We start from the raw sequence: 26,064 nt of genomic DNA, 5'->3' as shown, positions 1-26,064 counted from the left end.
ATCAGCTCATGGAAAACAATACGCGCGATGGCTCCTTAATTGATATCACCATGCCTGCACTTGGTGCCGACATGCGCGAAGGTACGCTGATGGAGTGGCAAATAAAGCCGGGCGATCATGTAGAAAAAGGTGACATCATTGCGATAATTGAGACCAGTAAAGGCGCGATAGATATGGAGTCTTACCATACGGGCACCATCACAGAGCTTCTGATAGAGCCGGACATCAAACTGCCGGTTGGTAGTGTTATAGCTCGAATGGCAAGCGACACCCCTGTTTCCAATGATATTGAGCACACACAACCAGTATCAACAACAGCAGATACATCACAGCCTGTAGCCGAAGCAGAAGAATTGCCACCTTACATTGCGCCTAAAACAGCCCGAACTTCAGTTAATGAGCCAAAACCAATACGTGACACCGTAACTGAACCCGAACTATCAAAACACATTTCAGAGACCTCGCCTTCTGAAAACCAACAACGGCAGTACGCATCGCCAGTCGCAAGAAAAACGGCGCATCTATCAGGCATTGAACTTTTTTCGACGTTAACTGGCAGTGGTCCATATGGTGCCGTTCTCCTACGAGACTTACCTAAAGACGCCGATTCACAAACACCGCCACCTACTGACAAAACAAAATCAGTACGACAAGACGTATCACCAATGCGGCAAGCAATTAGTGATGCCATGAGTCGCTCGAAAAAAGAGATTCCCCACTATTATCTCGCGTTGGACATTGACCTGACTAAAGTACAAACCTGGCTGGCGGAACAGAATCAACAACGTGAACCAGAGCAACGGCTTTTGCTACCCGCCGTTATTCTCAACGCCATCGCCCGTCAGTTGGTAAAATTCCCTGATCTCAATGGATTTTATCAAGACGGTCGCTTCACCCCCTCTGAGGAGGTGAATATCGGTAATACCATCAGTCTGCGAGAAGGCGGTTTAGTCATTCCGGGCATTCTCAATGCGGACCAGTTGTCCGTGGATCAAACCATGGATGCACTACGGGATTTGGCAGAGCGTAGCCGACGCGGACGACTTCGCAGCTCCGAGATTAGCCAGACCACCATAACAGTAACCAGTATCGGAGAACGGGGAGCCGACAGTATTACTGGTGTGATTTACCCACCTCAGGTAGCGATCATTGGTCTTGCCCGCCAGCGTCAGGCTCCAGTAATAAGAGAGAATCAAATAGAAGTCGGAGAAATCATGACCGTCACACTAGCCGCTGACCATCGTGTAAGTGACGGCGTCACAGGAGCTCGTTTTCTGCAAGCATTGGCGAAGCAACTTCAACATCCGGAGGCTTTATGAGCAATATCAATATACCAACCACGATTGCCGAAGCGATAAAACACATCGCACCGGAAATTGAAATGGACGAAATCGACCTTGATGAAGATTTGCGCGAAGAGTGCAATCTGGATTCGATGGATTTTCTTAATCTCCTCGCGTCTCTGAAAAAGAGTACCGGCGTTAGTATCCCGGAAGGAGACTACACCCAAGTACGCAGTTACAACCAATTAAAAAGCTATCTGCAAGAAAGGTGTCAGTAGGCGCAGCACTATCGCGCCAATGACGGCAGACAGCCCTTTAAACAGAACAAAGGACGCTGACTATGTCTACACAAAACGCGCAACCGTTGATATATCGCTATCAACAGCTTCATAAAACAGATGTCAGCCTCGTCGGAGGCAAAAATGCCAGTTTAGGTGAAATGCTCAGCCAACTCAGTGAGAGCGGTATTCGGGTACCAGACGGCTTTGCCACCAGCGCGCAGTTCTTCCGCGACTTTCTCGCGCAAAATGAACTGAACGGGCCAATTGGCGAATTTCTCAACCGGATGAATCGCGAAGAGATCAGCCTTGCGGAAGCCGGTAGGAACATACGCACCCTAATCAGTCAGGCAAGCTTTACCCCAGAGCAAGAGAACGCGATCTTAGATGCATACCACGCTTTATGCGAACAAATTGGTGTGCCTTCAGCTTCCGTCGCCGTTCGTAGCTCCGCCACCGCAGAAGATCTCCCTGAAGCCAGTTTTGCTGGTCAGCAAGAAAGCTATCTGAATATTCGTGGTGATCAACAAGTCCTTGAAGCTTGCAAACAATGTTTCGCTTCCCTTTATACCGACCGCGCCATTGTTTATCGTCAAGAGCAAGGATTCGAGCACCAACAAGTTGCTTTATCCATTGGTGTTCAACAGATGATCGAATCACAGTGCGCAGGGGTTATGTTCAGTTTGGATACTGAAAACGGCTTCCCGGATGTGGTCATGATTAATGGTAGTTGGGGTTTAGGTGAAACCATTGTTAAAGGCTCGGTCACGCCGGATCGCTTTATGGTTTATAAACCTCTGCTTGAGCAATCAGACAAACGCCCTATCATTGAAAAACAGCTCGGTAACAAACTGGAAAAAATGCAGTTCAATGAGTCAGGAAACGTCACTCAGCCAACCATTACCCTGCCAACCAGTAGCGAAGAACGCAGTCAGTTGGTACTGAGTGATGACGAAATATTGCAACTGAGCAAGTGGGCGGTGATCATCGAACGTCATTATGGCTGCCCTATGGACATGGAGTGGGCAAAAGACACCCTCACCCAGCAATTGTATATGGTTCAGGCAAGGCCTGAGACTGTGGAATCCCATAGAGATGCCGCTCTGTTGGTCAACTATAAGCTGGAAAAAACCTCCGCACCAGTGTTGCTTGAAGGCGCCAGTGTCGGCGGTGCTATCGCAATCGGCCAAACCTACACAGTGCTGTCTCCTGATGATATCGACTCATTTCCTGAGGGAGCCATTCTGGTGACTGAGCGCACCGATCCGGACTGGGTGCCGTTAATGCGTAAAGCGGCTGGTATCATCACCGACTCAGGTGGGCCAACCAGTCACGCGGCGATTGTCAGCCGAGAGCTTAAAGTTCCTGCGATTGTCGGCACCGAACATGCGACACAGAAACTCCAATCAGGACAACTGGTGACATTGAGTTGTGCTCAAGGTGCGGTTGGTCAGGTTTATGAAGGCGAAGTCAGCTACACCACGCAAGAGATTGATCTCAAAGCATTGCCTTCGACTAAAACGAAAATCATGATCAACGCCGCCATGCCGGATGGTATTTTCCACTGGTGGCAACTACCTACTGCTGGAATTGGTTTAACCCGTATCGAATTTATTATATCCAGCCATATAGGGCTGCACCCGATGGCGCTGTTACACCCAGAGCAAATCACCGATCATGAGGTCGAAAACCAAATCAGAACACGGTGTGAAGGGTTTGATACACTGGCGGATTATTTTGTCGATAACCTCGCCCTTGGCGTCAGTAAAATAGCCGCAAGCCAATACCCTAGGCCAGTCATTGTGCGCATGTCTGATTTTAAATCAAATGAATATCGTGGCTTGCTTGGCGGGGATTTCTTTGAGCTTCATGAAGAGAACCCGATGCTCGGTTTACGCGGAGCCTCACGTTACTACCATCCTCGTTACAAAGAAGCATTTCAACTTGAATGTAAGGCGATCTTAAAAGCCAGAGAAGAGATAGGATTCGATAACATCATCGTGATGATCCCATTCTGTCGTACCGTCAGTGAAGCCGACAAAGTGCTGGAAGTAATGGCGGAAGCAGGGCTTAAACGAGGAGAAAACGGGCTGCAAGTCTATGTAATGTGCGAGATACCATCCAATGTCATTCTTGCCGACCGATTTGCAGAGCGATTTGATGGCTTCTCTATCGGTAGTAACGACTTAACTCAACTAGTGCTCGGCATTGACCGCGATTCAGCGGAACTGAAACCGATGTTTGATGCCCGAGATGACGCGGTTAAAAGCCTGATTGAGCAAGTCATCCATGTCGCACACAGCAAAGGATGCAAAGTCGGTATCTGTGGGCAAGCACCTTCTGATCACCCTGAATTTGCTGAGTTTCTCGTCTCTTGTGGCATTGATTCAATTTCACTCAACCCAGACTCATTCGCCAAAGGCTGTACAGTGGTTGCCAAAGCGGAACAGGAAATTACTCAAGCCAACAAACCGTAACGCAAACTTAAACAGCACTATACGGTTAATAATTCACCCACCTCGGCCCAACGTAATGTTGGGCCATGGGTGCAAACATAACGATTTTTCAGGTAACAATGTCCGCACACCCCCACCGCACAGTGCATTCTTCGCTCGACGGACAGATAAATGTCTTTCGCATCGATACCGTAAGAAACTAAATATTCGCTCACCACACTCATCATCGCTTCAGGCCCGGCAACCAGTACACAATCTGGCTGCTCACCAAATGAATGCAGAACTTTCGGTAAAACGCCGATTGCCGTACCGGGATAATAATCTTGCTCATCCAGCCCAGTGAGATCTTCAACAACGTTGAACATAGGAATGCAGTGCTTCCAACGCTCTCGCTCTGGTTTAAGTAACAAAGTTTTCTTGTTACGCGCAGCATAAACCACTTCCAACTGAGTATAACTTTGCTGATCGATAAGTTGTTCAACAACGCTAACCAAAGGCGCGAGACCGCACCCACCACCTATGACTAAAACCTTCTTATCCACCAGTTCACTTACTTGCCACCCATGACCAAAAGGCCCCCTAGCGCCCAATATTTCCCCACGTTCTTTGCGGAACAAAGCCGTTGTGACAGTGCCCATTTTGCGTACCAGTGCTCTAAAATTTCCCGTCTCGTCAGGTAGTTGAGTAAAGGTAAACGGTGCTTCACCACTCCCCGGTACGCAAAGCATGAAAAACTGACCACTTTGGGTTTTCATCCATTTTGTGTCCAAATCGAGTAGCCGAAAATGGTAATGGCGCGTGTCTTCGCCATCATCATAAAAATCAATAATTTCAATACTATCCGGCGTGAGGTTAAACATCATCGGCTATCCTTTTCATTAGTGAATGTACGCCAATAACTCCAGGGCAAGTCTGCTCACATCGTCCGCAGCCCACACAGCCATAACGTCCAAACTCAGGTACAAAATCAATGCTGAATTTGTGATACCAGAACCGCTCTACCCTTTTCCCTGCTTCCTTAGTGGGATTGTGAAAGCTGGCTTCACGCTGGAATCCCTCATAAAAACAGGAGTCCCAAAACCTGACTTGAGAAACATTGTTACCTTGAGAAGCATGAAGGTCTTCAGAACCATTTTTTTCTGTAATTGAACGAGTACCGAAGCACGAACACGTTGGACAAAGAGTCGTACACCCAGAACACCCTAAACATTGGATGCCCACGTGTTGCCAAAACTCTTCTTTCACTCTGCCTTCACTTATTTTTTCGATACCGTCGATAAGATAACGATCGTCGGGGAAAGCCTGCTCACAGTGGGCGATATTTTCCCAGCGTTTGCTCCGATGGTGAGTCGACGCCACTTTAAGATCGAGTCCTTGTATTGCTTCTTCGCCCAACTTTGACAATACCACCAATAGCCATGATTCTTCGTCTAAAGGATGAATAACTAAATCCGCAGTTTCGTCTCGCACACTCGGACCCGCATTAACGGTAGGACAGAAGCCGTGCTTACATGGGTGAGTACAATCCACACCGACCAACAACGCTTGTTTGCGGCGAGCTTGATAGTATGGATCTTGCTCAAAGAACTCGTCTTGATAACGAATCGCGACCAAATCACAACTTTGCACACCAAACAAAACGAACGGTTCCACGTTTGGCAGTGTCTCTTTAAACAACTTCCCGTCAAATACGTACAGTGGCTCGTTTTCAGTGAAGAAGAAACCCTTAGCCGAATGGGTCGGTAATTGATTGATCAAAGGTGGTAGGTCTTGTGCTAGCACTTGTTGCCAAAAATAATCTTCTGTCCCATTCTCACTATTCGCAACGACCTGATACAGAGTACGACTCTGTAGTAAATGCATTCGGAGTTCATCTAAAGAATCTAACAGGTAAGTCTTTGTCATTTTCCTTCTCCCGGCTTTTCCCAAGGAGCGAGCGGCTTATGCCCAACAGGCAATAGCTCCACCTCAACAGCACAGGCTTTTAATTCTGGCATTTTAGTGACAGGATCTTGCGCAGTATTGGTTAGCTGATTCGATGGCGCCTCTTTAAAATGGTAAGGCATGCTCACCACTCCAGGTGCAACATCATCGGTGATCACCGCTCGTGTTTCGATATAGCCGCGTCTTGATCGAACACTGACCGGGCTATACAAAGAAATCCCGAGGAGATCAGCATCTTTAGGGTTAATAAACAAAATTCCAGGAGGGATTTCTCGTTCCAACAACGGTGATTTGCGCGTCATGGAACCACAGCCATAGTGAAAATGCAGCCGATTGGTGGTTAATAGCAGTGGAAAGTCAGAGTCGGTGGATTCATCAATCGGTATGTATTTAACGGGTGTCAAACGAGCCCGTCCGATAGGAAACTCTTTTTCATGAAGCACCGCGGTACCTTCGGGCGCATCGTCGTTGCAAGGCCACTGTAGACCGTAGTTCTTATCCAGCTTCGCGTAGCTCATCCCTTGGTAAGCAGGGGTAATCGCTGCCATCTCATCGAACAGTTCTTCACTGTTACTCCAATTTAAAGCGTCACTCCCCATTTTCTTTGCCAGTGCTTGCAACCACTGCCAATCCGCCATGGCTTCGCCAATAGGTGTCATCGCAGGGTTAATATGCTGTACACGACGTTCACAATTGGTAAAAGTGCCCGATTTCTCAGCAAACGAAGCAGCAGGAAGAACATAGTCAGCCAGTTTTGCTGTTTCAGTCATGGTCAATTCTGCAACCACCAGCAAGTCCAAAGATTTGTAAGCTTGTCGAACATGGTTTTGGTCCGGATCGGTTACCACGGGGTCTTCACCAAAAAGAATCTGAGCTCGAAAATGCCCCGCTAACGCCGCTTTGGTCATTCCCAATGATGTTAAACCCGGTGTTGATGCCACATCGCAATCCCAGTAATCAGAAAAGCGCAGCTGAATAATACTGTCTTCCACGGACTGATATCCTGGGTAGACGTTAGGTAAACAGCCCATATCACAAGCGCCCTGCACATTATTTTGTCCGCGTAACGGATTAATGCCCGTGCCCGGTTTGCCAATATGTCCGCAAATCAGAGCCAAATCCGCCAACGCAATCACACTGGAAGTGCCACTAACAAACTGCGTGATACCCATCCCGTACAGAATCATCGCTCGCTCGGATTGGCTATAATATTGGGCAGCCTGCCGAATCAGATTAGCGTCGACGCCAGTAACACTCTCCACGGATTCAGGCGTTATTCCTTCAACGTGTTTCTCTAAAGATTCAAATCCCTCACAACGGCCAGCGATGAATTCCTCATCATGCCAGTGATTACTTAAAATAACGTGAATCATGGCATTAATGAGCGCAATATTACTGCCCGGTGTAAGCTGCAAGTGCAAATCCGCCAACTTAGCCAAACGCGTCACTCGGGGATCGATAACGATTAACTTGGCTCCGGCCAGCTTGGCACGCATCACCTGCCCTCCGAGAACGCTGTGGTTTTCCGTGGGGTCTGCACCGATCACCAAGATCACTTCCGCCTCGAATATATCTTTGATGCTGTTGGTCATAGCGCCTGAGCCAAGAACTTGCTGTAAGCCTGCGACAGTCGGGCTATGACAAATACGGGCGCAATGATCGATGTTATTGGTACCTAGTACTGCACGAGCAAATTTCTGAGCCGCGTAGTTATCTTCATTGGTCGCTCGAGCACTACTGATCACCCCAGTCGCGTCAGAACCAAACTCATCAATAATACTAAGCAGAGATGAACTGATTTCCTCTAGCGCCTCGTCCCAACTGATGGGGGTAAATTTATCCTTAATGCGCTTTAATGGCTGAGTTATTCTGTTTTCAGGTGAAATGGCATAGAGACTACTCCATCCTTTTTCACACAGCTTCCCCCCGCTGATAGGATGGCTTTCTAACGGGCTAATACCAGAAACTTTTCCATGTTCGTTACACGAAAGCAGCATCCCACACCCTACACCGCAAAATGGGCACACGGTTTGCGTCGGTTTGGGGCAAACAGCAATATGATTGAGAAGTGGAATTGATGGCATGGAATGGCCCACACCAGATACCGGAGCCTTAGAAGCTTTTGACGAGTTTTTCGGCTGAGAGCTCATAGCCTTAACCTTGCTACGTGAACCTAGATAAATTATAGCAGTCCACAGTTACCCGTTGCGTTCTGACACCAAAAGTAGCGCGCGAGGCGTTACTTCAATAGGGTTCTCTTTATGCACAAGTTGATTGAGATGAAGTGAATCAAAATCACTGAGCTAAGTCATGATACTCCCCCTGTTTTCTCATCTCATCATCTAGCCGATATTCTATAATTATAAAACGAAGAGCATATTCTTAAGTGCCACTAGTAAGAGGCAGGTTCATGGATAAAATTAGCAACCTTTGGCACAATAAATCCATCGAAGATACCTTTGCTACGCTCTCTAGCCAAGCAGGCGGTCTGGCGCCTCAAGAGGCATCTCAACGCCTAGCTAAGTTTGGAGCCAACAAGCTTCCGACTTCTCATGGTCGATCGATTTTCCAACGCTTACTCGGCCAGTTTAACAATGTCCTGATTCATGTGTTGTTAGTGGTTATGGTCGTCACCGCAGCGCTCGGTCATTGGGTGGATGCTGCAGTAATCGCAGGCGTAGTGATCATTAATGCCATTATTGGGTTCCTGCAGGAAGGCAAAGCGGAAAATGCGCTCAATGCTATTCAATCCATGCTTGCTCCAACCGCGTTAGTGCTGCGAAACGGCCATCAAGCCACTATCAATGCCGAAGATCTCGTTGTTGGTGACGTTGTGATTCTCCAATCAGGTGACCGAGTTCCCGCCGATCTTCGCTTGGTTCGCACCAAAGGCTTACAAGTGGCTGAAGCGATACTCACTGGTGAGTCAATGACAATAGAGAAAACCACTCACCCCGTCAGTCCCGAAAGTGAATTAGCAGACCGTTATTGCATGGCTTATTCGGGAACGATGATTACTCATGGACAAGGCTCAGGTGTCGTTGTGGCAACTGGCATAGACACCGAACTGGGAAAAATCAGTTCTCTGGTTTCTCGAGTAAAACCCACCACCACCCCGCTCCTTAAGCAAATTGCTCAGTTCAGTCGCCTTTTGACCGCTGGGATTTTAATTGTGGCCCTTGCTACCTTCATTTATGGCTTACTTATTCAAGGTTACCCGATCACAGATATGTTTCTTGCGGCTGTCAGCCTGGCCGTTGCGGCGATTCCGGAAGGGTTACCCGCAATTATGACCATCACGCTTGCTATTGGCGTAGAAAGGATGGCCAAACGTAATGCCATTATTCGCCGTTTACCTGCCGTAGAAACGCTAGGGGCGGTTTCAGTTATCTGCACCGATAAGACCGGAACCCTTACGCGAAATGAAATGACCGTACAAAAAGTCATTACTACAAATAACGAGTTCGGAATCGGCGGCACAGGGTTCGACCCACATGGTGAAGTGACTATTGATAACACATCGATTTACCCTGAGCAGCATCCTTTTCTTATTCAGGCGATGAGAGCTGCGGTGTTGTGTAATGATGCCAACATTCAACTGCATGATGGAAAGTGGCAGATACAAGGTGACCCGATGGAGGGAGCACTGCTTATCGCCGGAATGAAAGCGGGCATAGATATTGAGACAGAGACGAAAAACTTTCCAAGAACTGATCTTATCCCTTTCGAGTCTGAACACCGCTTTATGGCAACACTTCATCATAATCATGAAGGACAAGCGTTTATTTTCATAAAAGGTGCACCAGAACGAGTTATTGAAATCTGTAATCAACAACACACCGATACAGATACGAACAGTTCGACCACTGAAATTGACCGTAATTACTGGCACGCGCAGATTGAAATGATGGCCAAACAAGGGATGCGAGTTTTGGCGATTGCATATCGGCCAACTCATTATACTCAGCTTGAACTCACCTTTGATGACGTCAAAGATGGGCTCATCATGCTTGGGCTTTTTGGCCTTATAGATCCGCCCAGACAAGAAGCCATCAACGCAATTAGTGTGTGTAAGAATGCTGGAATACGCGTAAAGATGATGACTGGCGATCATGCGCTTACGGCACAAGCAATCGCATGCCAGATTGGACTTATCAATTCACATAACACGCTGACTGGCCAGCAAATCGATGCGCTGACAGACGACGAGCTTTTTGCCGTTGCCAAAGACATTGATGTTTATGCTCGCGTTAGCCCAGAACATAAAATGCGACTGGTCGACACGCTACAAAAACATCAACAGATAGTTGCGATGACTGGAGATGGCGTGAATGATGCCCCAGCACTCAAACGATCTGACATAGGGACAGCAATGGGTATTACAGGCACAGACTCCGCCAAAGAAGCCGCCGAAATGGTGCTCACCGATGACAATTTCGCGTCGATTACTGCTGCTGTTGAAGAAGGACGCGCTGTCTACGATAACCTGAAGAAAGCGATTCTGTTTATTCTGCCAACCAACGGCGGAGAAGCGTTGATTATACTGGCAGCGGTAGTTTGGGGGTTCAAAGACTTGCCCCTCACACCCATTCAAATTCTTTGGGTCAACATGATCACGGCCGTTACACTTGCCTTAGCCTTGGCTTTTGAACCCAAAGAACCAAATCTAATGCAACGTAAACCTCGCTCAGCAAAATCACCGCTATTAACTTCACACCTGATCTGGCGAGTCGTATTTGTTTCACTGATATTAATGCTTGGCACTCTCAGCATGTTTGTTTGGGAAATGGAACAGCAAGAAAACATTAGTAGAGCGCGTACCGTTGCAGTAAACACATTGGTTATGTTTGAAATATTTTACTTGTTCAATACTCGATTTATTCTCGACACCGCTTTTTGTCGACAAGGGTTAATAGGCAATGTCTACGTATTAATTGCAATAGCGGTGCTGATCGTCTTTCAAGCTTGCTTCACCTATCTACCTTTCATGCAGGTATTGTTTGGAACGACAGCTCTGGAGTTTGATGTATGGCTGCGAATAGTGATCGTCGCCTCTTCAGTGCTATTTCTAGTCGAATTAGAAAAGTATTGCCTAAGTAAAATAAAAAGCAGTCTGCTATCTATGTAATCACAAAGGTAAACTCTCCCGTTAAGCGATTGTCGATTTTTATTGGCTCAAATTGCAAATAGTCGCGCGCTTTGCCGCCCCACCACTCGTTACCAGTATTGCCTTTCAAATAGAGTTGTGTAGTTAACAGTTCTTGATCTCCTCGCCACAGTTTTACATGTATATGAGGAGGACGCGAACCGTATGCAACGGGATATAAGGTTTGGAAGAGGTAACGCCCGTTCTTGTCCGTAATAGAGGCACCAAAGCCAGCAAAGTGAGGATCAAACCTTTCGTTGCTCGATTGATTGGGATGGTCATAAATGCCCTGACCGTTACACTGCCAGATCTCAACCTTAATACCAAAGACTGGATTACCAGACGTATCCACGACCTTGCCCTGTAATACAATGGGCTCACCCACTAATCCATCAGGCTGCAAAATCAAGTTTTCACGAAGCGGTATTCGCTTAACGGGATAAAACGGCCCCTCTGTTTGCGCTGGTGTAGGTTTCATTGGACTCATCGCTTTGAGCGATGGAGCAAACAGTAGTGTCCATAAAGCTAGAAAATGCCTTCGTTCCATGATGCCACCCTAATTTTTGACTACTTTAATTGTGGTGTACACAGAGCAAATTTCCACTTAAGCGTAAACGTACTAGCGGTATGAATAGCCACCGACTTGATAGACACCTTTTAGTCCAACCAGAAAACGCAGTAATACCACTTTTACGATTTTGAGTCATGACCCCAAAATAATATAGATTCTGTTACCTGGGACAAAGAAAGTTGTTACAAATATATAAATTGATTTATTTCTTTTTGTGACTGAAATGTTATCTTTTTATTCAGTTACTTTTGAGTTTTATACTCAAAAATCTAGAGTAAGAGGGATTATGAATAACGATACTCCGAAGATACCATTCACCATGGCGATTCTGCCGGCCATTCTCATGGATCTCTCTCATGGTCGGGGCCATGATATAAATTAGAGAGTGCCTCTAAAAAATAATAAGCTGATTATGACAGAACTACATGCAACAGCGACACTCAAGGACTCCGCCTTCAAAACCCTGGCGGATTCCTTTGCCACCTTTTATAGCAATACCATCGCTATTGACCAACAGCACCGCATCACCTGGATAAGTAAGGGCTATCGTCAGTTTCTGGGGCTGAGCCATAACCCTGTAGGTGAGCCGATCACCCGTTATATTCATAATAGTTTTCTACCCAGAGTCTCCGACAGTGGAGAACCGGTACTGCTGGAACTGTTATGGGTCAAACAACAGTGGACACTGGTGAGCGTGATTCCTCTGCAATCGGATCAGGGAGAGGTGATCGGAGCCTTTGGTTTTGTTGCTTTGGAGCAACGCAAAGGTTTTCACTCCTTGGCCAACCGCTTCAACCAAATGCAGCAACAACTGGACAATGTCACCCAGGAGTTAAATCAGGCACGACAAAATAAATACCGCTTATCTCAGATTACGGGCCGCAGCGAACAACTGCAGAATGTCAAACATCAGATACGACAAGCGGCACGATTTGATATCTCTGTTCTACTGACCGGCGAAACGGGCACCGGCAAGGAGATGTTTGCCCACGCCCTGCATGAACTCTCAGCCCGCTCCCATAACGCCTTTGTCTCACTTAATGTCGCCGCAATTCCCAATAACCTGATCGAAGCAGAGTTCTTTGGTGTCGCCCCCGGAGCCTATACCGGCGCATCCAACAAGGGGCGTAAAGGTAAACTGGAGCTGGCCGATGGCGGCACCCTGTTTCTGGATGAAATTGGCGATATGCCACTGGAGCTGCAAAGTAAACTGCTGCGCGCCCTCCAGGAGCAAGAGTTTGAGCCATTGGGTTCCAATAAGGTAAAAAAAGTCAATATTCGCATCGTTGCCGCCACCAGTCGTAATCTGCCAAAAATGGTGGAAAACGGCGAGTTTCGCGCAGACCTTTACTACCGCCTTAATGCCATGCCGATCCATCTGCCTCCTCTCAGGGAACGTAAGGCAGACATTGACCTGATTGCAGAACGCCTGCTGGATGAGCTCTGTATCAGACTGCATCTGCCAGTTAAGTATCTGACACCGGATGCCATTAACCTACTGTGTCAGCATTCTTGGCCGGGCAATGTACGGGAACTGCAAAACCTGTTGGAACGAGCGGTGATTATGGCAGAGGAACACACCGAGATTGACGCCCTACTGATTCAGTCACTGTTAATTCCAACAGCACAGTTTCAACAGGCTGCACAGACGCAACTAATATCACCGAGAATAGATCCGAACACGGGATTGCCTATATACACTACCTCATCAGATAACCGACTTTCCCCCACTCTGCCTCTGGCCATCACTCCACCACAACCACTGCATGAACAGATTGCCCGAGCAGAGCGTAAAGCTATTGAAACCGCACTTGCTTACACTCAAGGGCATAAGGTACAAACAGCTAAGCTGCTGGGTATATCCCGTGCAAGTTTGTATGAAAAGATGCGTAAGCTGGATATTCAGTACATCAAGAACTCATGAACAGCAAACACTCATTGCCACTCATACCCATCAGTCGGTGAAAAGGCGTATTAACCTGTAAACATAAAAAGCCCCGACCAGCACAAGAGAACTGATCGGGGCAGCCGATAATAGAACTGTTTTTAGGGAAGCGGATTAATGAGGAATCACCAGCGTATTATCCTGCCAGCGAACAGCATCATCACCCGGCATAGCCAGCACTTCACCAAACATGTCATCTGTAATCTGCTCTTCACCGCTTTCCTGCATCGACGTCGTGCGAACCAACTGACTCGGAGCCAGCGCCTCGCCTGAGCTCAGATGAGCAAACATCTGATTCAGCGCCTGTTCAAAGTAAGGATGAATATAGGCATAACGGTGCTGCATATTAGGTGGTGTGGCATAGAAACCCAGATTCGGGGCTAACAGATAGGCAAACATCTCCAGGTGATGGCCATTTTCGATTTCCCAGTACACGACATCATCGCGGGCATCGACCTGACGATTACGAGCGTAATAGGCGCGACCACCATGATTTGGTGCAACCACCTGATCGGCACGACCATGCATAATTATGGCTGGTTTACCCTGTAGATCACCACTCATTATCGCTTCCTGAATACCCGCCTGAACCCGGTCAAAATCACCGTTGCCCTTGTAAGTATCCAGAATCCCCAACTCAGTTAGCTTGGCCTTTCCGTAGTGGGACATCGCAAAGAAACACAGATCTGCATCCAGATTTTTATCCGCTGTGGAGTTAAACGCCGTCGCCCCATAAGGATCATACGAATTCATATTGACCGGTTGAATCCAGCGGCTACCACCAGCGATCATATTCTGTCCCAGGAAGCGCAGCGCCTTATCTTCATCACTCAGCACCTCAAACTGTTTCGTCCCGCCGTTATAGCTGGCGAAGCTGATACCACACAGCTGGTCTGAGATACTGTAACGACCGTAGGAGTTACCATAAGTATTGGTGATTTCAGAAAACATATTAGTAAACGCTGGCATACCCAGATTCTGCTCTGGCAGGAAGCCCGCGACAGTATTCATCAGATCCTGTGCTTCCTGAGCCAGTACCTGTAAATCAGCAGAATAGGATGTTAACAGCCCTAATTGTTGCAGGCGGGTACAACGTTCAGGAGACTTAGCTGAGTTAACCAGATCGGCACTGTCGTTTTCAGTCAGATTATTAGCACAGGGCTGATACACCGCACCAAAGGCATGCATATCGTATAAACTCCAGCCTACCGATTCAGGCCCCCAGTTTCGCTCCCCCTGAGTAATGGTAAAATCATGCTGATTCATTGCCGTACTCGGCTCAACAGCAACCACACCATCAATCAGCCCTTGCGTATCCTGCTCTGCAGCCATCAGTACAGAACGCCCGCCATTGGACCAACTGGCTGCAATCACTGTGGTATTGTCAGGATTAAAAGCCAGATCAGGATAAGCCTGGTGTAAGGCATAGAAAGCAAACTCAATGGATTGCAAGGTATTCAAGCCCCAGTCTTTACTAGGGTTCTGCTGGGAGTGAGCGTGTTTGGTTGTTGCAGTCCGCGGATCAGTAGCATCCGCAAAGCCTTCTGCAAACTCAGCGGTAAATGCAGAAGAGGAGCCTGCACTAGTGGCATCAACAACCTTTCCATCCAGATTAATCACCTGCTGACTGCCAATAAAGTGTACGCCATCACCGGTGCCTTTATCGGTATAGGCTACGGCACAACCCCGTTTTAACGCCGCATCACCTGCCGTACCTGCCGCCCCATAAACACCACGGGAACCGGATGATGGCCCAGCAATAATACAAGGTCTCTCGGTAGAGAAACTACTCGGAACCTGCACCACCAGTTTGACATTGGTTTTACCAGAACCATCATCCACAATGGCTTGATATTCCGTACCTGACACCTGGCCGGTAAACGCCTCTACCGTATGAGAACTAATCCCTCCTGTAACCAAAGGCCCCCAATGAATACCCCAGCCACCGGGCGTTACCGGATCCATCATACTGTTATAGCTGGCTCCTAACTGGTAGCGACGGATCTGTTCCGGGCTAGAACCTATCCCCACCGCTTCCGGTGTTACTGCACCAGTATTGCTATTCAGAGCCATACCTGCGAGCAAATCATCACTTATACCATCTACCTGAATGACATCAACCGAACCAGAAAGATAACTGGGCAGTACGCTGTAATCCGTGGTTTTTTCTGAGCTGTCGGAAGAGCCTAAGCAACCCGATAGCACCAGTGAGCTGGCAGTCGTTAAAATAACAGTCCTTTGCATATCAACCTCGTCTTGTTGTTTTTCTAAGTTGTTCAGAATGGATAAAAATCGAACCAATCCAACGTAACTCAACCTAATCCAAGATATATGCCAAACACTTAACCAGCTGATAAGCAATGATTTATTATCCTCCCTGCTCACTAATATCCAGAAAGCTGGACACAAGACCGTATAAAAAACTGGACACTATCCTGAATTTAAGACAATGAGAGAAAGACATATAAAACGGTATACATGAATAACCGTTTCCAACAAAAGTGAACTTATGAAATTCTTGCACTAAAACTCCGGCACATGAGATTTATAAGAGCAGGTTCTGTAGCCCAACAATATGAATACAAAAGAAATGAAACCGTAGATAGCGATAACCTACGCATTGGCCGCCAGATTCGGGATTTTCGTAAGGCTAAAGGCGTAACTCTCGCTGAGATGGTCTAGCGTATTCAGCGTTTAATGGGATATGTCAGTCAGGTTGAGCGTGGTGTTTCCTCTCTGTCCATTCCAACACTTCAATCCACCAGTGATGTATTGAGGGTCCGAATCCGCTGTTTTTCCACTCCGACTGGGAAGCACCTGCAGAAGAATTGAACCATATTGTGCGTGAATCAGTTCGGCGTAGCTTAAGTTTTTCCAATTCATTACTTTTTGTATAACAAAGCTAGCTGATCATCTTAGTTCGCACATCGAGAAGTAACACGTGTTTGGACAAAGCTTCTTAGCGAAAATGACTTAGTGGCATCCGTTCAGATAATAAAAAGTATCTTGAAACCTTAGTCGTTTGTTATATGCACAGAATTTCTACTTGTTTGATGGCGTCAGAGAATACTTTATGACACTTAAACTCGGGCTGACTACCTACTTTATGCCAGAAGAAATTGAATTCATGCCCGCCGTCGTCTTGAGTAAAGAAACTCCAGTTATTCGGTAGTTGTTGTTCTATTTCACAAAGCACGAAGTGCCACAAATGATTTTGAAAGCCGCTTTCCCAACTACCTAGATAGCGAGTTCTTGATACACTAGATAATCCTGATTCTTCTTCCAGTTCTCTCAAAGCGGCACTTTCAATAGAAATATCCGACTGTTTTAATGTGCCTTTAACCAACTGAACTTCAGCTAATGGATGTTCAAACAGCAGTAACTCGCGATTGTTTCCTGATTTTCTAAGCACTACAGGGCAGACTTTGACTTCACTCTTTCGGATTCTTTCTTCCACTAAACTCTCCCGTGTATATAGCCGCGCTAAGGGGTGAACAACGCAAGCCACTAAACCTAAGTTATTGTGCCATAGCCACAAAAGCTAAACTTAGAACCAAAATTGCCAAGCGCTGAGAACCCCTCTTGAACGCTTTGTTATGTGCGCGCCTGCTATTGCACGACCGTCACCCACTTGGAGCGCCACCCCTGCGCTTCCATTGAGTCTGGCCAGAATTCTTTCTGTTTACGGATAAGCCCATTTTCTACCGTATGGAAAGTAATAGCACGCGCCTTTTGAACGCTATCAGTTATAGAAACATCAGTGACTACTGTTTCGCCATCGCAGACGATTGAATGAACGACGAACTCCCAAGTACCATTTGCGGGATAGTAAGAATTGATTGCTGTGAAGTTGTCTCGTCCCACAATAAGCTCACCAGATTGAGGCCAAAACCCTTCAAAATCTGGGCTAAGCCACTCACTTGCTTTCGCGAAATCATTAGTTTTCATTGCGTCCCAAAAAGCTAAGACGACTTCATTTGAATTCATTATTTCCCTCCTAGCACATAACGCATTACTAAGGTGAAGCACGCAATGACCAAGCCAGGGCAATTCAACACCGAAATCACCACATACTAAAAATGCCACGCGTGTTGAATCCCTCTTTATGTACGTTTGACGGCAACCACCGAATAAATGTGCCAATGCTTTGATTCACCGACCATTGTTGTTCCATCTTCATCCCTTTCATTGAACTCGATGATTTCAAAGTTAGAGAATAAGTTTAGCAACTCATCTTTAGAGAGTGCTGTTACAGGTGTATGGAAGTCACTAGCCCAAGAGTCGTTTTTACCCATGAAATCACCAGAAAAAACACCACCCTTTACGAGACCAGCATCTATGCTTGTCCATACCTCTAGAAACTGCTCAGGGTTTACAAAGAATAAACTCGCGTTAGCGACGATTAAGCTGGCATCAGTATAATCAAACTCACAAAATGATGATTGAACTACATTTACACTCGACTCATCACCAAACCTATCTCGGCATATTGCTATTGAGTCAGGATTGATGTCAAAGCCGAAGACTTTATAGCCTTGCGAGGTTAAAAACTTTATATCGCTACCCGTTCCGCAACCACAATCTATTGCTACTTTAATTGAAGAAGCATCTAAATTTACAGCTCGTTCAGTTCTTATGGAATGTGGTCGACTTAATGCCTTTTCGTAAAACTTTCGCCAATTTTCTCTATATTTTTGATCATCCATAATCTTCGTTTTACCTCTAAGTACATAACGCTTGTAGCCGCTTTCATACTCAATCATGCAGCCTTTTCGTTCATAGTTTAACTTACAATCAATAAGTTAGAGCTAATGGATATTAGATCAAAAAATGGCGCATAATTTTAAAAAGATTTCTTCGACACTCCCCCGGATAACTTTAGGGGTTCTTCTCCGCTTAGGTGAGCTTGATATTTGGGTAAAAAGTTGAGTGGGTATCAGGAACCGATGTTTGTCTGATCTTCAACTTAAAATAATCTGTATCTCTTACTCCTCTGGCTCTTCGTCTGAGTAACCCTATAGATACATTGCCAGCCTCAACCCGAGCGTTGGTCAGCTTGTATTTTGCGTAGTTACAGATACCTACTTTTCTTTCTAATATTGAGTCTGCAAAGCTGCTTAGTGACATTATCCGAGTTGACTTTGCTAGACGGCACCAAGCTTCAAGAGCGGCTGTCATGGTCTCGTAACAAGGCTCATCCCATATCGCTTGTAGCTGCTCTTTTAGCATATAAATCACGCACAACGTCTTGTTACTCTCAAGTAAATCGTCGAGTCTGTCAGACTGCTTGTCATCCAATTTCTGTGCATTTTTCAGTAGGAGGAAGAGTGTGCCTTTAAGCATCCTTTTCTCATCGTGCGAGCCAATCCTAAAAGCTTTCGCTCTCTCTTTTCTGATTAAAATGCAGTAGTTTTGCATCACATGGAATCGGTCAAAAACGATGTCTGCATGAGGTAACATTTTTCTTACCGCTGATTGGTAAGCTTGCCCCATATCCATTGATACCGCTTTAATTCCAGCCTTTGTTTCCTCTGATAGTTGCTCGAAAAATGAGATAAGGACTTCTGCTTTTCGTCCATGTTCTACCCAAATTAAATGACCAGAAACAAGGTCGTAAACGACGGTCATATAATCGTGTCGTTTAGCTCTAGCTACTTCATCAACGCCAATGTGGAGTAAGTTCTTTAGTTTCTCGGGTTCTAAAGCTGGCAGGCTTGAACGCAAGTATTCTCTATCGATGTTTTTGACTGTTTCCCACCGAATACCTAAATGCTGAGACACGGCATGTATGCTCATGTGGCGGCATAATCCACTGATAAACTTGCAAAAGCGAGCGGTATAGCGACCTCCTTTAGAGACATAGTCAGTATCTTCAATTAGCCGTCTTCCGTCTTTATCTCTGGTTTTAGCCAGTTCAACTTCTATCGTGCATGGCCGTCCGCTAACAGGCAGATCCTGAAGTCGTCTTTTGACATAGTGGTCTACGGTGCAGGTTGCACCTGTGATTGGATCTTTGACCTTATATCTTCGGTCTCGACGGCAACGAACGAAAACTGATTGGGACACTTCTTCTATTGAACAAGATTCGACACACTGACCTTTAAAGCAAAACAACGAGGAATACAAAGACGACAAAATACACTACAAACTTATAATAAAAATAAGCATTATAAATCATGTGATTATGATAGGTTCATTGATGTTGTTTGACTCATGAAAGCGGAGAAGAGCCATCAAAGTAAGGCAAAGGTATTTACTGGAATGTCCGGCGTTCTATCGCACCAAATAAAAAGTTTCATTGGGAAGTCTACATGCTTCTATGTTGATAAGGGCCTGTGAGCAGGCCCGATTTAGCGTTTTAGAATAAGCCATTGAATGGATAATTAGGCTTCAAACATCCAGCGGAATTGCGGCATATAGTCCAGGTTTTCTTTTACGGTTTCTTTCAATGCTTCATCCAGAACAGTTCCGGTGTTAACGATAGGGTTCAGTATCAAACCACGTTTAGCCGCCACCAGGTTACCTGCGACTGCCGCTTCAACAGTCAGAGATTCAAACTCCTTCATTAACTGAATAAGTCGTAAAGTGTCACTTGGGAATGGTGCAACGTTAAGTGGGAGCGGACCATTTTTGGTGATCAAGGCGCTGGCTTCTACGGCGCAATCATTAGGTAACCCCGTTATCGCACCGTTATTGCGTGTATTAACGTGCATGATAGTGCGCTTGTCATTAAAGATTGATGCCATTAATTCACAAGCCGCTTCTGAATAATACTGACCGCCTCGTTTTTCCAGCTCTTTAGGTTTTTCTGCCAAATCTGGGTTTTTGTAGATGTCAAACAGACGCTTTTCCATCGCTTTAACAACTTCCCCACGAGTACCTTCACCATCAGCTTCGTGTTGTTCTTGCTTCATAATATCGTCGCTGGTGTAGTAATAGCGGAGGTAGGCGCAAGGAATCATGCCCATATCTTGTAGCAAATCTTTTGGCCACTTAAATGGAGGAATGTTTGCAGGCACTAAAGGATCATTACCATTGAGTATTTCGCTCATCACGTAGTCCAGTTTATCCTGTCCTTCGTGCAAGATTTGACGCGCCCAAATGAGGTGGTTTAATCCCGCAACTTGCATGATGAAATCGTCTTCTTTAGCATTCAGTATTTGCGCGACGCCTTTTTGCATGATGACAGGAACATTACACAAACCCACCGCTTTAACTTTGGTATGTTTAAGAACTGCTTCAGTCACCATACCTGATGGGTTGGTAAAATTTAGTAACCAAGCATCAGGGCAAAGTTCTTCCATATCTCTACAGATTTCAAGAGTGATAGGGATGGTACGACACGCGTTCGCAAAGCCACCAAGCCCATTGGTCTCCTGACCAATCATCCCATATTTAAGTGAGATACGTTCATCCCTGATACGTCCTTCCAAACAGCCCGCACGGAACTGAGAACAGACAAAATCTGCATTTTCAAGCGCTGGGCGACGGTCTAGCGTTACATGGACCTCAATATCCAAACCTTCCTTTTTGATCATGCGGCGAGCAAGCCCTGCAATGATATCGACCTTTTCTCTACCATCTTCGATGTCGACTAACCATAGCTCACCGATTGGCAATTCGTTTTTGCGTTTTAATAAGCCTTCAATTAATTCGGGGGTGTAACTAGAGCCGCCACCGATCACCGTGATTTTTAGTTGTTTGTCCATTTCTATTTCCTCGTCTGGATAAGCTGTACTAATTTCACTCCAATATTTATGGGTTAACAAACGAAATAATCGCCAGCATACATTAGATACATTAATACATAGTGGAAGTATGGAACATAAAGCACACCTGCTTGCTCTCTTTATACCTTTAGTGTGGTAGCAAAGCTTTTGAGCATTACTTACTCTAGCAACTGAAGAGCTTTGTTCAACGTAAGAGGAAGTCAGTCAGCGAATTAAAAAGTTGGAAGAAGATCTGGGATTTAAATTATTTGTGCGGGTTACTCGTAAGTTAGACATGACAGACGAAGGGAAACGTATTCTGATTAAATTGACCTATTCGCTTAATAACCTGTTTGCAGAGATTGAAGACATTCGCTTCAATGATCTTCGTGGTGAACTCTATCTCAGGGCTAATCGTTGAAAATCACCTATGGCCGAAATAATAAAGCGCCCAAACTGGGCGCTTTATTCGATAAGTCGTTGCGAGTTACTTACTGACTTTTAACGTAGGAAATGCATATCCACCCTGCTGTATTTCTTTACTCGGTCCATACATCCGCAAGATAATGTAAGCATCTTTTTCTGGAATTGGCAGCCAATTGGTATCACTTTCTTTTCCAGTCGAACTTAGCTCAATCGTATACATGCCGTCCGCATCGGGTTTAAGAGTACGGTCGCCGCGGCTGTGACGGTTAATTTCGTTGTGAGCCATCAGACGGTTATCAGACCCATATACAGTGAACGACCAGAACTGGCTCACATCCGGAGCTTTGAAGTGCATAACATATTTTTTGCCATTGGAGCCGTTGATATTCTTACCATCTCCTCCCGTCTCTGCTTTTAGGTAAACAGATTCATCAGGCGGCAATCCCCACTGTCCCAAGTATGTACCTTCAGCAAACAAATCACGTTCACCTTCGTCCAATTGCTCTCTGGTACCAAGCAATTTACCTGCATTGGTCATTTGCGGAGCGAGCTCTTGAAGATGTTTCATCCCTAACTCTTTACCCACTTTGGCGGCGGCGAGTTGTTCTTTGGTAAAGTCTTCTTTGCAAGGTTCTAAACCAATGTCTTTGTATTGATCGAGCCATTTCTTATCAGCGGTACCCATGTCACCATCACAAAGAACGTAATTAACTCGTTGCAACCAGTTTGTTTCGTCATATTTAGGATAGGTTCTGACTTTCTCTTTTGGTCCCGGAACACCAAGATACGCCGATAACGTTCTAATATTCCAATCATCCATATAATTTAGGGCAACCTTTTCGTCTTCTTTGCCCACAGCCATGATTCGGCCCATTAACTTAATGATATTGGAATCAACATAAATAACTTCATCGACACTTGCAGGAACATCCCCCGTCCACGAACGGGCAGCAAACATAAAGCTGCCACCTTTGTTCCCTCTTAAACGAGAGCCAATCATGGATGTAGTGTAGTGACCCATGTCCATAGTATGTAGAATCCAATAGCGACCTTCATCCATGTCAGGCACGCTTACCACAACAGGCTCTGCGGCTACATCTAACCACCCCATTAAATGTAATGTGTCATTGTTTATGGTTACATGGGCAGTGTATGAGTCGTCAGCAATATGACGAATATTCTGAAAACGATTGAGCGGTGTATCCGTTTCAACAGCAGTTTCGTAGAAAAATTTGTAAGCTTCATCGATAGAATAAGCATAAATAAAAGCGTCTTGAGCTAGCTTATCGGGGATAGGCTTAGCAAAAGCGAACTGAGTAGCAAAAGGGCTTAACATCGCTGAAGCGACTAGCAACGAGACAAATGGTTTTTTACCAATCATTTTCTTCTCCGAGAATATGAACAATTACCTAATCAACCGATTGAATATAGTTGATAATTAGAACCTTTGAACTAATTGTTGCTATATTATTAGGAATTTCCGGAATGTGAGAAAATTCAATCTTGAATAATTTTCAATTTAGCTTGAGATTAGGATCCATCAATGCGCTTTGACCTCGACTTCAATCTATTAAAAACACTGCTAGTGCTTGCCGAAAAGCAAAACCTGAAAAAAGCGGGGATGACCTTAGGTTTAACAGAAAGTGCGGTTAGTAAACAGTTGACTCGCCTTCGAGAGCAACTTAATGACGAACTGTTTATTAGAATGTCTGGTAAGCTTGAACCGACCAGTTATGCTCAATCCATTATTCCGAAAGTAAAAATTGCTATTGGCGACCTAGAAGAAGCGGTCGAACCAGCCACCTTTGAACCATCGACATACTCAGATCCTATTCATATTGCCTTACCTGATTTAGTGATAGAAAGGTTTGGTATCACGTTGTACGAAAAACTGTTGCAAAAGTTCCCTTCCACATCTGTCACTCTTCATTCTTGGGGAGATGAGACTGAAAATAAAATCGTGTCAGGACAAATTGATTTCGGCGTTCACCTTCTTAACCCTGAAAGATCTTCAGGGGTTTACCAGCAACATATATGCGATGACGCATTAATCATCGCGTCTGCTGCTCACCATAGTGAGTACCATTGGGATGAAGTGAAGCACTGGCCTTTTATTAAACAAAGAGCAATTGGTTGGAACGAGCAAAAATTCCAGTTTATAGAACATTTGCATAACAATGGAATCGATCTCAACTATGCCCATGAGATTGACAGTGCCTCTTTTGCGTTAAAGATAATGACGAGCAGAAAGGTAGCAAACGTGTTGCCTAGCAAGGTGCTTGGTAAAGAGTTTATGCAGGTTGCGGGAACAGAATTCATTAATTTCGACATCATTTGGGCATCCAATACACGTACAACTGATAGAAAATCACCCTTATATCAATGCCTACACTTATTGTTCTCACAGATGTTTATTGAAAGATAACGTGAATAGAGGCTAGGAAAAAGATCGATTACCACACAAGAAAAAAGTAGAGAAAAATCCTACTGGGAGTGGTAGGAGGCATTACCATTTCAACTTTAAATTTGGATAGGCAATATACTGACTCTTATAAAAAACGGCATCCCGATTGGTCCGGTCTGCCGTTTTTACTATTAGTCAATGTTAATGAAGATTATTCGGTAGCAAAAGCGGGCTGCTGAAGTTGTGCTTCGTCTTTTCTTAGTTTAATTGGAGCATAGATAAGGGCACCAACAAGGAACAGACCTAAGTAACCGATCAGCGGGTAGAATACAGCAACTAACTGAGTGAAACCGGCAAAACTAGCCACAAAGCCAACAATCAAGGTAGCAAAGATAAACTTGTTCGCTTTAGCCGTTTTCATTGGTACAAAGCGAGCTGCAAATGCGTAGAACATGCTCACTGCGGTATTGAAGATCATACCTAATAAAATGAATGTCATGAAGGTTGACAGTGCTGGTGACATCATATCGATGATTTTTAGTAGCGGCATTGGGTATTCTGCGACCACTTCAATCTTAGAAAATAGTGCTAAGTGGCTAAGTACGATTAGTACACCGACTCCAGCACCACCAAGAAGTCCACCCAGTTTTGCAACTTTAGGGTTTGATTCCGCACCGCCCATAACCAGTGCCATGGCCGCGCCCACCGCTAGGTTGAAAGATACGTAGTTGATTGCTGAGATAAACCAGTTAGGTAGTGTTGATTCAACACTTTCAGCAATTGGCGCTAAGGTATCAAAAGATTGATCCATTGTGATGATGCTGTAGGCACAAATAACAACCAGAGCTACAATCAAAAATGGTGTAATACTACCAATAACCGCGACAACACGATTTACATTCATCATTGCGGTCAGGCCGATTAGCACCGTTAGAAGAGCGCTTCCGACGTATCCTGGCAGGTCAAATTGTTGTGTTAGAAGGGAACCAGCTCCGGCAATCATTACTACGCCTACACCAAACAAGGTGAAGATGATCACATAGTCTACGATAACGCCAACCCAACGGCCGCTAATTTGGTAGATGACTTTTTTGTGTGACATGGTCTTGGTTTGAGAGCCAAGCATTGTCAGCATCATACCTAGGTATGCAAATAGGGCCGTTGCCAGCACCGCGGCTGCTGTGCCCCAATGTCCAAAGCTTGTGAAGTACTGCAATACTTCCTGTCCGGAGGCAAATCCGGCCCCGACAATAATTCCGATAAACGCACTCGCGATTTTAAGAATGTTCCACATGGTAGGCAAATCTCCTTGTCGACTATTAATCAACTTATGTAATTGTATTTGTAGTTGTAGTTCTTTTGGTTACTTGTTGTTAATTGATGTAACAACAGCGGGAGCAATAAGTATCACATCTGTTAACAGAACTGCATAGTGTGTTGTTTTATATGTGATCAAAAGTGGAAGCTTGCTAATTTTTTGTTAAAACTCTTGAAAGTTTAACTCTTAGAGTATAGTGCGATTATTGACGTTTATTTAATCTAAACAATATGGAAGAGACATGAGAAATTTTAATTATTTTTCTATATATATCATATATTTAAATTAACAAAAATAACCTCTCTTACCATTGATTATAGTTTTACTATAACCTACTTCTCATTTAACTATTCACTACGATCTATTTTTCCATGGGAATGTTTCTTATTTTTGTGATGATATTGTGTACATTTAAGCATTTCACTACTAAGTGATATTAAATATCCGATATTACACAATCTTTGTGACACCACCGACTAAGAACCTCAGCATTTAAAGGATAAACCCCCTTAAATTAGAATAAGATAAAGAATAAAGGTCAGAAAATATTGCGCTGGTGAATCAGAGTTTTTTTACTAGTTATC

At 45.1% G+C, this 26,064-nt stretch carries 19 protein-coding genes; 7 read left to right on the top strand and 12 right to left on the bottom strand.

The window, feature by feature from the left end; all coding sequences use genetic code 11:
- The first annotated feature begins 8 nt into the window (after positions 1-8).
- The 3 genes from L9Q40_RS06105 to ppsA all read left to right on the top strand — a co-directional run bounded on the left by L9Q40_RS06105 (position 9) and on the right by ppsA (position 4,038).
- Entirely contained in the window at positions 9-1,319 is a 1,311-nt protein-coding gene (locus tag L9Q40_RS06105) for a dihydrolipoamide acetyltransferase family protein (protein WP_498792691.1), read from the top strand.
- Complete coding sequence (locus tag L9Q40_RS06100) at positions 1,316-1,561, top strand: acyl carrier protein (RefSeq protein WP_498792689.1); 246 nt, start codon at positions 1,316-1,318, stop codon at positions 1,559-1,561. The genes L9Q40_RS06105 and L9Q40_RS06100 overlap by 4 nt, the downstream gene beginning before the upstream one ends.
- Positions 1,562-1,623: 62 nt before the next feature.
- Positions 1,624-4,038, top strand: coding sequence for a phosphoenolpyruvate synthase (gene ppsA, locus L9Q40_RS06095; RefSeq protein ID WP_498792687.1), 2,415 nt, complete (start codon positions 1,624-1,626; stop codon positions 4,036-4,038).
- A 17-nt stretch (positions 4,039-4,055) separates the two neighbouring features.
- On the opposite strand, the gene L9Q40_RS06090 is transcribed toward ppsA, so the two are convergent.
- Genes L9Q40_RS06090 through fdhF form a run of 3 tightly spaced genes read right to left on the bottom strand, consistent with a single transcriptional unit; the run spans position 4,056 to position 8,111 of the window.
- Positions 4,056-4,880 carry an iron-sulfur cluster-binding protein gene (locus L9Q40_RS06090; protein WP_498792685.1) on the bottom strand — a complete coding sequence of 275 codons (825 nt, stop codon included), beginning with the start codon at positions 4,878-4,880 and terminating at the stop codon, positions 4,056-4,058.
- Complete coding sequence (locus L9Q40_RS06085; protein ID WP_498792683.1) at positions 4,870-5,922, bottom strand: 4Fe-4S dicluster domain-containing protein; 1,053 nt, start codon at positions 5,920-5,922, stop codon at positions 4,870-4,872. Before L9Q40_RS06085 ends, L9Q40_RS06090 begins: the two co-directional genes overlap by 11 nt.
- A complete protein-coding gene (gene fdhF / locus L9Q40_RS06080) occupies positions 5,919-8,111 on the bottom strand; it encodes a formate dehydrogenase subunit alpha (protein WP_498792682.1) in 2,193 nt (730 codons plus the stop codon). The genes L9Q40_RS06085 and fdhF overlap by 4 nt, the downstream gene beginning before the upstream one ends.
- Before the next feature lie 260 nt (positions 8,112-8,371).
- Between fdhF and L9Q40_RS06075 the strand changes: the two genes are divergently transcribed.
- Complete coding sequence (locus L9Q40_RS06075; RefSeq protein ID WP_498792680.1) at positions 8,372-11,089, top strand: cation-transporting P-type ATPase; 2,718 nt, start codon at positions 8,372-8,374, stop codon at positions 11,087-11,089.
- Here L9Q40_RS06075 and L9Q40_RS06070 read toward each other — a convergent pair.
- A complete protein-coding gene (locus L9Q40_RS06070) occupies positions 11,082-11,654 on the bottom strand; it encodes a dioxygenase family protein (protein WP_498792678.1) in 573 nt (190 codons plus the stop codon). The genes L9Q40_RS06075 and L9Q40_RS06070 overlap by 8 nt on opposite strands.
- Positions 11,655-12,090: 436 nt before the next feature.
- Here L9Q40_RS06070 and L9Q40_RS06065 point away from each other — a divergent pair, with 436 nt between their 5' ends.
- On the top strand, positions 12,091-13,602 hold the full coding sequence (locus L9Q40_RS06065) for a sigma-54 interaction domain-containing protein (RefSeq protein ID WP_498792676.1): 1,512 nt from the start codon (positions 12,091-12,093) through the stop codon (positions 13,600-13,602).
- A gap of 135 nt (positions 13,603-13,737) precedes the next feature.
- Here the strand turns inward: L9Q40_RS06065 and L9Q40_RS06060 are convergent, their stop codons facing one another.
- The 6 genes from L9Q40_RS06060 to L9Q40_RS06035 all read right to left on the bottom strand — a co-directional run bounded on the left by L9Q40_RS06060 (position 13,738) and on the right by L9Q40_RS06035 (position 21,332).
- Positions 13,738-15,867, bottom strand: coding sequence for a 3-hydroxybutyrate oligomer hydrolase family protein (locus L9Q40_RS06060; RefSeq protein WP_498792674.1), 2,130 nt, complete (start codon positions 15,865-15,867; stop codon positions 13,738-13,740).
- A gap of 781 nt (positions 15,868-16,648) precedes the next feature.
- Positions 16,649-17,080 carry an NUDIX hydrolase gene (locus L9Q40_RS06055; protein WP_498792672.1) on the bottom strand — a complete coding sequence of 144 codons (432 nt, stop codon included), beginning with the start codon at positions 17,078-17,080 and terminating at the stop codon, positions 16,649-16,651.
- Between the two features lie 152 nt (positions 17,081-17,232).
- Positions 17,233-17,610, bottom strand: a complete 378-nt coding sequence (locus L9Q40_RS06050; protein ID WP_498792670.1) for a nuclear transport factor 2 family protein — start codon at positions 17,608-17,610, stop codon at positions 17,233-17,235.
- 116 nt (positions 17,611-17,726) lie between these two features.
- Positions 17,727-18,329 (bottom strand): class I SAM-dependent methyltransferase, encoded by a 603-nt coding sequence (locus L9Q40_RS06045; protein WP_498792771.1) that lies wholly within the window; start codon positions 18,327-18,329, stop codon positions 17,727-17,729.
- Positions 18,330-18,519: 190 nt separating this feature from the next.
- A complete protein-coding gene (locus tag L9Q40_RS06040; RefSeq protein ID WP_498791601.1) occupies positions 18,520-19,758 on the bottom strand; it encodes an ISL3 family transposase in 1,239 nt (412 codons plus the stop codon).
- Positions 19,759-20,006: 248 nt separating this feature from the next.
- A complete protein-coding gene (locus L9Q40_RS06035) occupies positions 20,007-21,332 on the bottom strand; it encodes a 6-phospho-beta-glucosidase (protein ID WP_498792668.1) in 1,326 nt (441 codons plus the stop codon).
- A gap of 232 nt (positions 21,333-21,564) precedes the next feature.
- Between L9Q40_RS06035 and L9Q40_RS06030 the strand changes: the two genes are divergently transcribed.
- On the top strand, positions 21,565-21,753 hold the full coding sequence (locus tag L9Q40_RS06030) for a hypothetical protein (RefSeq protein ID WP_420660189.1): 189 nt from the start codon (positions 21,565-21,567) through the stop codon (positions 21,751-21,753).
- Positions 21,754-21,819: 66 nt separating this feature from the next.
- Here the strand turns inward: L9Q40_RS06030 and L9Q40_RS06025 are convergent, their stop codons facing one another.
- Complete coding sequence (locus tag L9Q40_RS06025) at positions 21,820-23,139, bottom strand: DUF1254 domain-containing protein (RefSeq protein WP_498792667.1); 1,320 nt, start codon at positions 23,137-23,139, stop codon at positions 21,820-21,822.
- Positions 23,140-23,301: 162 nt separating this feature from the next.
- Here L9Q40_RS06025 and L9Q40_RS06020 point away from each other — a divergent pair, with 162 nt between their 5' ends.
- The gene (locus L9Q40_RS06020; RefSeq protein WP_498792665.1) at positions 23,302-24,183 is read left to right on the top strand and encodes a LysR family transcriptional regulator; all 882 of its coding nucleotides are present in this window, start codon (positions 23,302-23,304) and stop codon (positions 24,181-24,183) included.
- A gap of 190 nt (positions 24,184-24,373) precedes the next feature.
- Here L9Q40_RS06020 and L9Q40_RS06015 read toward each other — a convergent pair whose 3' ends face one another.
- Positions 24,374-25,456 carry a YkvI family membrane protein gene (locus L9Q40_RS06015; protein WP_498792663.1) on the bottom strand — a complete coding sequence of 361 codons (1,083 nt, stop codon included), beginning with the start codon at positions 25,454-25,456 and terminating at the stop codon, positions 24,374-24,376.
- Between the last annotated feature and the right edge of the window lie 608 nt (positions 25,457-26,064).

This window comes from Allocatenococcus thiocycli (assembly GCF_921292965.1).
In the GTDB taxonomy this organism is placed as follows: Bacteria; Pseudomonadota; Gammaproteobacteria; order Enterobacterales; family Vibrionaceae; genus Vibrio; species Vibrio natriegens.
The sequence above is the reverse complement of the archived record's forward strand: the minus strand, read 5'-3'. Positions and strand labels throughout refer to the sequence as shown.